The organism is Janthinobacterium sp. PC23-8, from assembly GCF_002250505.1.
Taxonomy (GTDB): Bacteria; Pseudomonadota; Gammaproteobacteria; order Burkholderiales; family Burkholderiaceae_D; genus Janthinobacterium.
Genome location: NZ_NJGY01000004.1, coordinates 564,817 through 577,235, shown reverse-complemented (window position 1 = coordinate 577,235; position 12,419 = coordinate 564,817). Strand labels below are relative to the sequence as shown.

Here is a 12,419-nt window from a genome sequence, read left to right as displayed (position 1 = left end):
TTTATCGCAGTGTCATCGCTGCACCAGCAATTTGGCCGCCGCGCTGACCTGGTCGCGTAGCCATTTGTGTTCGGGCGCCTGGTGCACGCGCTGGTGCCACAACTGGTAGAAGCGCATCGGCGGAAATTTCAGCGGCACCGTATAGGTTTTCAGCGGCAGGGTCTTTTCATAGAAGCGCATGAACTGGCGCCCGGTGGTCAGCACCAGGTCGGTCTGGGTCAGCATGTAGGGGATCAGGCCGAAGTAGGCCGATTCCACCACCACATTGCGCTGCAGGTTTTGCCGCTCCAGAAACGAGTCGATCACGCCGTGGTAGCCGGGCATCATGGGCGAGGGCGCCACATGGGGCAGGCTCAGATAATCGTCGAGCGTCATCGCGTCGCTGGCCGTGCGGCGCGCATAGGCGTTTTCGGCATGCATGGCGCAGATGATGGGGTCTTCGAACAGTTTTGAAATGTGCAGGTGGGCCGGCGGCTCGTCCCAGTTGGCGATCACCAGGTCCAGGCCACCGTCGGACAACTGCCGGATATGGTCGATGCCCGGCCCCAGGCTGTGCAGCACCACGCGGCTTTTGGGCGAGCCGCGCCGCAGCAGCGCCACCACGTTGGGCAGGAACTGGCTGTCCAGGTAGTCGGGCGCGGCGATATGGAAGGTGCGCGCCTCTTCCTGCGCCACGAACGGCGTTTTGCGCACGAACAGGCTTTCGGTCTGGTCGAGAATGCGCTTGGCCGGGTTGAGCAGGCTTTCACCGTGCTGTGTCGGCACCATGCCGCGCGCGCCGCGCACCAGCAAAGGGTCGCCGGTCAGCTCGCGCAGCTTGCGCAGCGAGGCGGAAATCGACGGCTGCGGCTGGTTCAGCTTCAAGGCCACGCGCGAGACATTCTTTTCCACCAGCAGCAGATACAGGATGCGGATCAGGTGCAGATCGAGGTGTTGCGGCAGGCTGGACATGGGCGGCGCCTCTGTTGTATATCGATTTGGATATGTCAAATATACGATATATTTCATGTGACGGGCGCTGAATCCAGCTATCTTGTGTAAATTGGCACGAATATTGGTGCTGCTGTCGTTCAAAGAATAATTCAAGGAATACTATGGAAGTGTTTGCCTACCTGATCCCTTACGGCCTTGAGTGGCTGAACCTGATCGTGCGCTGGTTGCACGTCATTACCGGCATCGCCTGGATCGGCGCTTCCTTCTATTTCGTCTGGCTCGACAATTCCATCCGCCCGCCCGCGCCCGGTTCCGAACTGGCCAGGAAGGGCGTGTCAGGCGAACTGTGGGCCGTGCATGGCGGCGGCTTCTACAATCCGCAAAAATACCTGGTGGCGCCGGCCGAACTGCCGAAGGAACTGCACTGGTTCAAATGGGAGGCGTATTCGACCTGGCTGTCCGGCTTTGCGCTCTTGAGCATCGCCTATTACTTCAATGCCCAGGCCATGATGGTCGACAAAGCCGTGATGGACCTCGCCAGCGGCCAGGCGATCGGCATCGGCATCGCCACCCTGGTAATCGGCTGGACCGTGTACGACCTGTTGTGCCGCTCACCGCTGGCCAAACATGAACTGTGGTTCGGCGTGGTGGTGTTCGCGCTGATCGTGGGCGCTGCCTATGCGCTCACACACATGCTCAGCGGGCGCGCCGCGTACATTCACGTGGGCGCCATGATCGGCACCATCATGGTGGCCAATGTGCTGATGCTGATTATTCCTGGCCAGCGCAAGATGGTCGAAGCGATGGCGGCCGGCAAGCTGCCTGACCCCAGGCATGGCTTGACAGCCAAGCAGCGCAGCGTGCATAACAATTACTTTACCTTGCCGGTGCTGTTCATCATGATCAGCAATCATTACGCGATGACCTACCGTAACGATCACGCCTGGCTGGTGCTGGCTTTGATCATGGCCGCCGGCGTGTTTATCCGCCACTTCTTCAATCTGCGCCACAAGGGCCGCGTCGAATGGCGCTATCCGGTGCTGGGTCTGGCGCTGCTGCTGGCCGTGGCAGTGGCGATTGCGCCCAAGGCGCCGGTGGCGGTGGCCGCCGCGCCGGTGGTCGACCAGGCCGCGCAATGGAAGTCCGTGCAGGCCATCATTGCCCAGCGCTGCGCCACCTGCCATTCCGCCCAACCCACGCAAGCTGGCTTTGCCACCGCGCCTGCCGGTATGATGCTGGATAATGAGGTGGAAATTCGCCAGCACGCGGCGCAAATCTACAAGCAGGCCATCGAACTGAAGGCCATGCCGATCGGTAACCTGACCAATATGACGGACGCCGAGCGCACCGAACTGGGCGCCTGGCTGCAACAGACACTGCAAGGAACAAAATGAGCACTCCAGAACAACAAATTACGGCATGGATCGACGCGCACTTCGATGAGGAAGTCGCTTTTCTGCAACAGGTGGTGCAAGTACCGACCGATACGCCGCCGGGCAATAACGCGCCGCATGCGGCCAGAGTGGCGCAACTGCTGGAAGCGTATGGCTGGGACGCCGAGCAGCATGCCGTGCCGTCCGCGCAGGTAGAGGCCTATGGCATGCAAAGCATTACCAACCTGATCGTGCGCCGCCCCTACGCAGCCGGCGGACCCACCGTGGCCCTGAATGCCCACGGCGACGTGGTGCCGCCCGGCGACAACTGGACCTATCCGCCGTATGGCGCGCAGGTCGTCGACGGCTACCTGTACGGGCGCGCGGCAGCCGTGTCGAAAAGCGATTTCGCCACCTATGTCTTCGCCACCCGCGCACTCGAAGCGCTGGGCATCCCCTTGCGGGGCCAGCTGGAACTGCATTTTACGTATGACGAGGAATTCGGCGGCCTGCTGGGGCCGGGCTGGCTGCTGGAGCAGAAACTGACCAAGCCCGATTTCGTGATCGCGGCCGGCTTCAGCTACAACATCGTCACCGCGCACAACGCCTGCTTGCAGCTGGAGATCACGGTGCATGGCAAGTCCGGCCACGGCGCCATGCCGGAGACGGGCATCGATGCGCTGCAGGCGGCCAGCAAGATCCTGAACGCCATCTACGGCCAGCTGCCCGAGCTGAAAAAGATCAAGTCCAAAGTGCCGGGCATCGATTCGCCCACCATGCTGGTCGGCCGCATCGACGGCGGCACCAATACCAATGTGGTGCCGGGCAAAGTCACGATGAAGATGGACCGCCGCATGATTCCCGAGGAAGATCCGGTGGCGGTCGAAGCGCAGGTGCGCGCGCTGATCGAAGACGCCGTGCAGGGCGAGCCCGGCATCCGCATCGAGATCCGCCGCCTGCTGCTGTCGCATGCGCTGCGCCCCTTGCCCGGCTCGGAACAGCTGGTCGCCAATTTGCAGAAAAACGCGCTGGCGATCCTCGGCGAGACGATTCCCGCCCAGGGCACGCCGCTGTATGCGGATGCGCGCCTGTACGGCGAGCATGGCATTCCGGCCGTGCTGTATGGCGCCGGCCCGCGCACCGTGCCCGAGTCGAATGCGAAAAAGGCCGACGAACGGCTGGCGCTCGATGATTTGCGCCGCGCCAGCAAGATCGTGGCGCTGACCTTGCTCGATTTTCTGGCAGCGAAATAGGCGGGGGCTTTGGCATACAATGGGGCGAACTCACTGTAATGGCGTGTCACAGTAGGGAGCGTTTTCTGCTTGCAGCTCATCAGGGGCGCGGACAAGGCGGCATGGCGAGCCATGCAACATGAGCAACGCGGTCCCCGCTTCTGCGGGGCACCAGCAGGAGATGTATTCGTCTACTGGGATGGGCTCTGAGTGTGCGTTGGTCATTATGGTATCCTCGGCTCAGGTATGATAATCAAAATGCAGCAGGCAGTATAAAGGTAACGATATGGCTAGCGCAGACCAGCTCAAGGCGCTTGTGAGATCCCACATTGAGCGGGACGACGGAAAGTTTTTTTCCGTGGCAATGCAGGTCGCGGCTCATGAAGCAAAGGTCGGACATGGGAAACTGGCAGTCGAGCTTCGTGAAATAATTGATGCTGCAAAGATACGTACATTGAGTGTAGTGTCAACTCCCGCCGTAACCTTAGCTCGTCCACGAGGAGAGGTCGCGGCCTTATTACAAGTTAGCCATCCAGAGCACCGTTTAGCGGACATGGTACTGGCTCAAGGAATTCATGAGCAACTGCGCCGCATTTTGAAGGAACAAGCCATGTTCGCGCGCATTCGCGAACATGGTCTTTCGCCACGTCGCAAACTGCTGTTGGTGGGGCCGCCAGGAACAGGCAAGACGATGACAGCTTCAGTCCTTGCGGGTGAACTGGGACTGCCGTTATTTCTAGTGCGTTTGGACGCACTGATTACGAAGTTTATGGGAGAGACCGCAGCCAAGCTACGTCAAGTGTTCGATGCAATTACCGAAGTTCGTGGCGTATATTTCTTTGATGAGTTTGATGCGATAGGCTCACAACGCGGACTGGGCAATGATGTTGGCGAGATACGGCGTGTGCTGAACAGCTTTCTGCAAATGATCGAGCAGGACCATTCAAATAGTTTGATCGTAGCCGCCACTAACCATCCAGAAATCTTGGACTATGCTTTATTTCGTCGGTTCGACGATGTCATTGAATACCATCTTCCGACCGCTGACCAAGCGGTAGACCTGATTCGTTCACGTATGGGCCATTTTTTGCCAAAGCCGTTTCCATTGAAGTCTGTGATGTCTAAAGTCGAGGGCTTGAGCTACGCGGAAATTCGTCGTGCGGTAGACGAGGCCATCAAGGAAGCACTGATGCACGATGAAAGCCGCGTTAAGTCGGAGGCATTGGGGAATGCACTGCTCGAACGCAGTCAACTCAATAAAAGAATAACAAACAGGGAATTGTCGAAAAATGCCGGTGCCACCTCGCAATAAGCATCCTCATCTTTTATTGCAAAATACCTCGACCTCGAAAGCCTTCACAGCGCATTCCGCAAAGGGCGGCAAGAAACCTGTTGTTCCTGATTTGCCACGTCAGCAGCATGGGAAGATGTTGGAACGGCAACTGGCGCAGCTGAAAGTTTTGGCTGTTGAGGCAGCATCAGCGCAGCAGGCGCATGGGTTTGAAAGTGGCCTTGGCCTTCAAATTCAGTTCGTCAGTCAGCCCAATGTGGCATTGGCTTTTCAAAGTCTTGCGGAAGAGCGCGGCAAAGATCCCCGTAAAAAGATTGAACTGTTGAGCGTGAAGCAGGAAGGCGAGCATACCTACGCCAATGTTTTCGTTCCCGATGGCAAGCTTGATCACTTTGAAAAATATGTCGCTGAATATTTGGCGGAAAAGAAGGATGCAAAGGGCAATCCACGCGATAACACACCATTGCTCAACACGATTGAAGCCATACGCAAAGCTGAACTACGGGCGCTCTGGACCGATGACTCAAGTCTGCTGCCGGAAGATCCCACCGAAGCCTTCTGGTGGGAAGTCTGGTTACCGGTGAGAGGCAATGGTGACGCTGTACTGTCCGACTTCCGTAAACTTGCAGAACTTGTTGGTTGTCAGGTCGGTTCTCAACAAGTGCGATTTCCTGAGAGAACAGTAGTTTTGATGTTCGGTTCAGAGCGCCAGTTTGCCGATTGCGTGTTGACCTTGAATTGTGTTGCCGAGCTACGCCGGGCCAAGGAAACAGCGGAATTTTTCGACCAGATGGGTGTCGTTGAACAGCGCGAATGGCAGGACGAATTATTGCAACGAGTGGGTTTCGCAGAAGAGGATGAAGGCATTCCACGAATTTGTCTGCTTGATTCCGGAGTGAACCGCGGTCATCCATTGCTGCTGCCATTGATGGCGCCAGCCGACATGCATACGGTTGATCCGACCGGCGGAACCGATGATACAGCCAACCACGGAACAGGCATGGCCGGTCTTGCTGCTTATGGAGATCTGACCGATGCGCTTGCCAGCGCAGGGCTGATCGGAGTCGCGCACCGACTGGAGTCGGTACGCCTGATTGCTGCTGGTGGGGCCAATGCTGGCCCACCTACCCTACATGCCCAGTTATTCGCCGAAGCCGTCGCGCGTCCGGAAATCGCTTTTCCGCACCGAAAGCGTGTCTTCTGTTCCGCTGTGACCGCAGCGGATTATCGTGATCGTGGCAAGCCGTCGTCTTGGTCGTCCGAAGTCGACAGTCTGGCTGCCGATGCAGACGGTGCCGGATATTTTCCACGTTTGTTCGTTCTTTCCGCAGGTAATACCGATGATCCTGCGGATTGGGCGAACTATCCTGCCAGCCTGTCCACTAACCTCATACATGATCCAGGGCAAGCTTGGAATGCATTGACAGTTGGCGCGTTCTCCACCAAAACAGATACCCAAGATCCCAATTACCAAGCTGTAGCGGCTAGTGGCGGGCTTAGTCCATATACGTCGACTTCGGCAGCCTGGGAAAGTGGCTGGCCACTAAAGCCTGAGGTCGTACTTGAAGGTGGTAATCTAGGCAATGATGGTTTGGGTCCAATTGGCATGAACAGCTTGCAATTGCTCTCTACGAACTATCGACCTCAAGACCGTTTGTTCACGACTTTCAATGCAACTAGTGCAGCCTCGGCTTTGTGTGCGAAGATGGCCGCGCAGATTGCAGCCGTTTATCCTGCATTACGTCCAGAAACAATTCGTGCGCTGATTGTCCATTCTGCTCAATGGACAGAGGCGATGCGTGCCATGTACTTGCCGCCGGCTGATGCTACCAAGACAGCGTTTATACGCTTAATACGGCATTGCGGCTGGGGACAGCCAGACTTGGGACGGGCACTTTGGAGCGCAGGTAATTCCTTGACACTGGTAATCGAAGATCAGCTATACCCTTTTAAAAAGGATAAGGGGCAAGCGCCGTCGAGTCGTGACATGAATCTGCATGCTCTGCCTTGGCCGCGCGAGGAGTTAGAGGCATTGCAGGCGGCGAAGGTTCAAATGCGGGTTACGCTCTCATACTTTATCGAACCGAATCCGTCGGCAAGGGGTAGCACTTCCAAGTATCACTATCCTTCGCATCGTTTACGCTTTGATGTTCAACGTCCCCTGGATGCAACGACAGATGATTTCGTCGCTCGCGTCAATGCTGCAGCTCAGCGTGAGGATGAGGGTGCTCCGACCAATCCGGCAGATCCTCATTGGCACTTGGGTGAGCGGCATCGTCACAGGGGCTCCTTGCATCAGGATATATGGGAAGGTACTGCTGCGGAACTTGCCAGCCGCAGCTTCCTGGCCGTCTATCCATCGGCTGGATGGTGGCGAACCAGACCAGCATTGGAACGCTACAATCTGCCAGCACGTTACAGTCTGATTGTTTCTATTTTTACAGAAGAAACAGAGGTCGACTTGTACACCGCTATCGCGCAGAAACTGGTGATCGAAACGTAGGCAAAGCTCACAGTTGAACTGGCCGATAAATACCCGTCACCTTCGATATGGACTGGATGATCATCGCTGGCTGGGTCGAGGGCTACATCGCCAATGCAGTGCAAACCCCTGCCTTTGTAAGGATAACAATGAAGACCATCCGTCAACTGGCTGCCGACCTTGCCAGCGGCCGCCTCACCAGCGTGGCGCTCACGCAAGATATGCTGGCGCGCGCCGAAGCGCACCGTGCGCACGGCGGGCATGCCTATGTCAGCCTCGATGGCGAACAGGCCTTGAAAGAGGCGCGCGCCAGCGACGCGCTGCGCGCGGCCGGCATGGTGGCCTCGCCGCTGGCCGGCATGCCGATCTCGATCAAGGATCTGTTCGACGTACGGGGACAGGTCAGCAGCGCGGCATCGCGGGTGCTGGCCGATGCGCCAGCGGCCAGCCGCGACGCGGTGGCGGTGGCGCGGCTGCGTGCGGCCGGCGCCGTGCTGCTGGGGCGCACCAATATGAGCGAGTTCGCGTTTTCCGGCCTCGGTTTGAATCCCCATCACGGCACGCCGCGCAATCCGCACGATGCCAGCCGGGTGGCCGGTGGCTCCACTTCGGGCGGCGCCGTATCGGTGGCGCTTGACATGGCGGCCGGCGCGCTGGGCACCGACACGGGCGGCTCGATCCGCATCCCGTCGGCCTTCTGCGGCCTGACCGGCTTCAAGCCGACCGCCGCCAGCGTGCCCTTGGCCGGCACGGTGCCGCTGTCACGTTCGCTGGACTCGGCAGGCGCGATCGCCAACAGCGTCGATTGCTGCGCCATTTTGCATGCGGCGCTGTCGGGCCACGCGCCTGCGCCGCCGGCGCCATCGCTCAAGGGCCTGCGCTTCGGCTACACCGCCGATTACGTGGGCGCGAACCTGGAGCCGCAGGTGCGGCAGGCATTCGAGCGCACGCTCGATATGCTCGGCGCGGCCGGCGCGCTGGTCGAGCAATTTGATTTTCCCGAGTTGCTGCAGCTGTCCGCCATCAATAGCGGCGGCGGCCTGGTGGCGGCCGAAGCGTGGCACTGGCACCGGGACTTGCTGGAACAGCAGGGCGCGCAGTACGACCCGCGCGTGGCGGCCCGCATCCGCCGTGGCCAGCAGCAGGGCGCGGCCGAATACCTCGACCTGCTCGACGCCCGTGCGCACCTGCGCGCCATCGCCAGCGACCGCCTGGCTTTGTTTGACGCCTGGCTGATGCCCAGCGTGGCCATCGTGGCGCCGCAAGTGGCGCCATTGGAGGCGGACGATGCGGCCTTCTTTGCCACCAATGGCCTGGTGCTGCGCAATGCCAGCGTGATCAATTTCCTCGATGGCTGCGACTTGTCGCTGCCTTGCCAGGCAAGGGGCGAGTTGCCGGTGGGCCTGTCCATCTGCGGCGTGCATGGCATGGATGAGCGTATTCTTGCGATAGCCCGCGCAGTGGAGGCGCTGCTGCATGCCGCTTCGCCTTGAGCAGGCGCAAGTGGCGCCTGTTTGTAATATGATAGCGGGCATTGATATGGAATAACCGCGCACGGCGTGCCGGCCAACTACACACTGTGCTTCGATACGACCTGATCAGCTGTCATGAATGCGGCGTGCTGTACCGAAAGCGGCCGTTGCGCCCGCGTGAAAAGGCGCGCTGCGTGCGTTGCCGCTCGGTCCTTTACCGCGGCACCTCGGCCGACCTGAACCGGGTGGTGGCGCTGACCCTGGGCGCGGCCCTGGTGTTTCTGATCGCCCAGTTTTTTCCCATCGTCGAACTCGACGTCAATGGCCTCACGTCCAGTGCCACCTTGCTCGGCGCCATACGCGTGCTGTGGCACGAGCAGATGCAGGTGGTGGCCACCATGGTATTTTTGTTCACCATGCTGTTTCCCGCGATCGAACTGGGCTCCTTGCTGTATGTGTCGCTGGGCCTGCGCCTGGGCGTGAAAGTGCCGGGTTTCAACCTGGTGCTGCGCGCGGTGCGCACGGCGCGCGCCTGGGGCATGACGGAGGTGCTGATGATCGGCATCCTGATCACCGTCGTCAAGATGACCAGTCTGGCCACCGTGGTGCCGCGTCCGGGCCTGTTCGCCTTTGGCGCGCTGACCATGATGCTGGCCATCGTCGTCTCGTTCGACCCGAAGGCGCTGTGGAACGCGGGCGACGACCTGACGCGCCAGGCCTTGCCCGGCATCCGCTACAAGCGTTTCGAGCCCGGCGACGCGCTGCTGCCCTGTCACAGTTGCGCCCTGGTGGCGCCCCCAGGCGGCACGGCGAAGCATCCGCACTGCGTGCGTTGCGGGTCTGCCTTGCATGGGCGCCACCCGGACAGCATCGGCCGCACCTGGGCGCTATTGATCGCTGCGGCCATCCTGTACATCCCCGCCAACCTGCTGCCCGTGATGTATACGCACTCGCTGTTCGGCGTCGAAGACGACACCATCATGAGCGGCGTGGTGTTTTTCTGGACCAGCGGTTCAAAAGGCCTGGCCATCATCATCTTTATCGCCAGCGTGGTCGTGCCGATGCTCAAATTGGGTACCCTGGCGCTGCTGGCGTTGACGGCGCAGCGCCGTTCGCGCTGGCGTCCGGTGCAGCGCACCAAACTGTACCGCATGGTCGAATTCATCGGCCGCTGGTCGATGCTCGATATTTTCGTGGTGACCCTGACGGTGGCGCTGGTGCGCTTCGATGCGCTGGCCGTGATCACGGCCGGCCCGGGCGCGCTGGCCTTTGGCGCGGTGGTGGTGCTGACCATGCTGGCCTCGATGCAGTTCGATCCGCGCCTGATCTGGGACCCGGTCGACGCCGCCGCCAAACCACATGAACCTGCTGTAACAAACCTGGCAACTGGAGAGCATGATGTCTGACAAGGAAGAGGGCGTGCGTGCGCCCGATACGCGGCAATTGCCGGAACCGGACGTGGACAGGGCCAGCCGCTGGCTGCCCTCGCTGGTGTGGCTCATTCCGCTGCTGGCCGCGCTGATCGGCGCCGGCCTGGCCGCCAAGTCCATCCTCGACCAGGGGCCGACGGTCACCGTCAGCTTCAAGAGCGCCGAAGGGCTCGAACCGGGAAAAACCAAGGTCAAGTACAAGGATGTGGAGATCGGCCAGGTGCGCGCGATCAAGCTCGGCGACGACTTGAGCCGCGTGCTGGTGAGCATCGAAATGAGCAAGGAGGCGCGCCGCTTCGCCACCGCCGATTCGCGCTTCTGGGTGGTGCGCCCGCAGATCGGCGCCAGTGGCGTGACGGGCCTGGGCACCTTGCTGTCGGGCGCGTATATCGGCGTCGACACCGGCAAGTCGGAAGCCAAGAAAGACAGCTTCACGGGGCTGGAAAGCCCGCCCGCCGTCGATGGCGACCAGAAGGGCAAACTGTTTACCCTGCATGCCGAAAGCCTCGGTTCCGTCGACGTGGGTTCGCCCGTGTTCTTTCACCGCTTGCGGGTGGGCAAGGTGGTCAGCTTCAGCCTGGACAAGGACGGCAACGGCATTTCGATGACGGTGTTCGTCAATGCGCCCTATGATCAATTCGTCGGCAAGGAAGCGCGCTGGTGGCATGCCAGCGGCGTCGATGTGCGGCTCGACTCGAACGGCTTCAAGCTCAACACGCAGTCGCTGGCGGCGCTGCTGATCGGCGGCATCGCTTTTGAGGCGGAAAACGGCCGCAAGCCGTCCGCGCCGGCGCCGGCCAATACCGCCTTCCGCCTGGCCGCCGACGAGGCCAGCGCCATGCGCGAGCCCGATGGCGAAGCCATTACCACCGTGTTCTATTTCGACCAGTCGCTGCGCGGCCTGCAGCCCGGCGCCACGGTGGACTTCCGCGGCATCGTGCTTGGCGAAGTGCGCTCGGTGGGCATCGAGTTCGACCCGGTCAAGAAAAACTTCCGCATGCCCGTCACGGTGAACCTGTATCCGGCGCGCCTGGGCATGCGCTTCCAGACGGCGGTGGCCGATGCGGAAGAGTCCAGGAGTAACCAGATGCTCGAGCGCATGGTCAGCCGCGGCCTGCGCGCCCAGTTGCGCACCGGCAACCTGCTGACCAGCCAGCTGTATATCGCGCTCGACTTCTTCCCGAAAGCGCCAAAGATCGCGCTCGACACCAGCAAGTATCCGGTGGAAGTGCCGACCGTGCCGAACACGCTCGACGAATTGCAGACGCAGGTGGCCAGCATCGCCCGCAAACTCGACCAGGTGCCGTTCGGCGAGATCGGCGACAACCTGAACGCCACCATCAAACAGGCCAATGCGCTCTTCAAACAGCTCGACAGCCAGGTGGTGCCGGAAATGCGCGGCACCCTGACGGCGGCCAAAAATACCTTTGGCACGGCCGAACAGGTACTGCAGAAGGATTCGCCGCTGCAGTCCGACGTGCGCCAGGCCTTGCAGCAGCTGACGCAAACCCTGCAGTCGCTGAACGCCCTGACCGACTACCTGGAACGCCACCCCGAATCGCTGATCCGTGGCAAACAAGGAGATGAGAAAAAATGAAGATGACCGTTTCCGCATTGGCTGCCACGCTGGCCGCCGCGCTGCTGCTGGCCGGCTGTGCCGCGCCCCAGCCCGAGCATTTCTACACGCTGTCCGGCGGCATGGCGGCGCAAGCCGCCAAGCCGGTGCGGTACTATGTCGAGATGCTGGCCGTCAGCGTGCCGCAGCAGGTCAGCCGCAACCAGTTCGTGGTGACGGCGCCGTCGGGCCGCATCGAACTGCTCGAGCAGCAGCGCTGGGCCGGACCGTTGGCCGGCGAAATCGGCCAGGCCCTGTCGACGGCCGTCACGGGCGAATTGGGCGCCATCGACGTGTTCCGCACGCCGTATCCCGACAAGCTGCCGGTCTACCGCATCAGCACCAATGTGCAGCGGTTTGAATCGGTGATGGACCAGTACGCGCTGATCGACGCCGTCTGGAGCGTGCGCGAACTGGCCAGCAACAAGGTGGTGACCTGCCGCACCGTCGCCAATCAAAAGGTCGGCGCCGGCTACGACGAGATGGTGCTGGGCCACCGCCGCGCCGTGCAGGCGATATCAACGCAGATGGCCAACGTGGTGCGCGGCTTTGCCGCCGGTGACGCGGCCTGCCCTGCCGCCTGAGCGGCCC

At 60.8% G+C, this 12,419-nt stretch carries 9 protein-coding genes; 8 read left to right on the top strand and 1 reads right to left on the bottom strand.

What is annotated here, in order from left to right:
- Nucleotides 1–12: 12 nt before the first annotated feature.
- Entirely contained in the window at nucleotides 13–951 is a 939-nt protein-coding gene (locus CD932_RS26105) for a LysR family transcriptional regulator (RefSeq protein ID WP_094445773.1), read from the bottom strand.
- 143 nt (nucleotides 952–1,094) lie between these two features.
- Between CD932_RS26105 and CD932_RS26100 the strand changes: the two genes are divergently transcribed.
- The 8 genes from CD932_RS26100 (at nucleotide 1,095) to CD932_RS26065 (ending at nucleotide 12,412) form a co-directional block, all read left to right on the top strand.
- Entirely contained in the window at nucleotides 1,095–2,327 is a 1,233-nt protein-coding gene (locus tag CD932_RS26100; protein ID WP_094445772.1) for a urate hydroxylase PuuD, read from the top strand.
- Nucleotides 2,324–3,559, top strand: coding sequence for a M20/M25/M40 family metallo-hydrolase (locus tag CD932_RS26095; protein ID WP_094445771.1), 1,236 nt, complete (start codon nucleotides 2,324–2,326; stop codon nucleotides 3,557–3,559). Before CD932_RS26100 ends, CD932_RS26095 begins: the two co-directional genes overlap by 4 nt.
- Before the next feature lie 265 nt (nucleotides 3,560–3,824).
- Complete coding sequence (locus CD932_RS26090; RefSeq protein WP_094445770.1) at nucleotides 3,825–4,850, top strand: AAA family ATPase; 1,026 nt, start codon at nucleotides 3,825–3,827, stop codon at nucleotides 4,848–4,850.
- Nucleotides 4,828–7,332 (top strand): S8 family peptidase, encoded by a 2,505-nt coding sequence (locus CD932_RS26085; protein ID WP_094445769.1) that lies wholly within the window; start codon nucleotides 4,828–4,830, stop codon nucleotides 7,330–7,332. The genes CD932_RS26090 and CD932_RS26085 overlap by 23 nt, the downstream gene beginning before the upstream one ends.
- Nucleotides 7,333–7,460: 128 nt before the next feature.
- Complete coding sequence (locus tag CD932_RS26080; protein WP_094445885.1) at nucleotides 7,461–8,804, top strand: amidase; 1,344 nt, start codon at nucleotides 7,461–7,463, stop codon at nucleotides 8,802–8,804.
- A gap of 86 nt (nucleotides 8,805–8,890) precedes the next feature.
- Complete coding sequence (locus CD932_RS26075; protein ID WP_094445768.1) at nucleotides 8,891–10,189, top strand: paraquat-inducible protein A; 1,299 nt, start codon at nucleotides 8,891–8,893, stop codon at nucleotides 10,187–10,189.
- Entirely contained in the window at nucleotides 10,179–11,810 is a 1,632-nt protein-coding gene (locus CD932_RS26070) for an intermembrane transport protein PqiB (RefSeq protein WP_094445767.1), read from the top strand. Before CD932_RS26075 ends, CD932_RS26070 begins: the two co-directional genes overlap by 11 nt.
- The gene (locus CD932_RS26065) at nucleotides 11,807–12,412 is read left to right on the top strand and encodes a membrane integrity-associated transporter subunit PqiC (protein ID WP_094445766.1); all 606 of its coding nucleotides are present in this window, start codon (nucleotides 11,807–11,809) and stop codon (nucleotides 12,410–12,412) included. Before CD932_RS26070 ends, CD932_RS26065 begins: the two co-directional genes overlap by 4 nt.
- Nucleotides 12,413–12,419 lie beyond the last annotated feature (7 nt).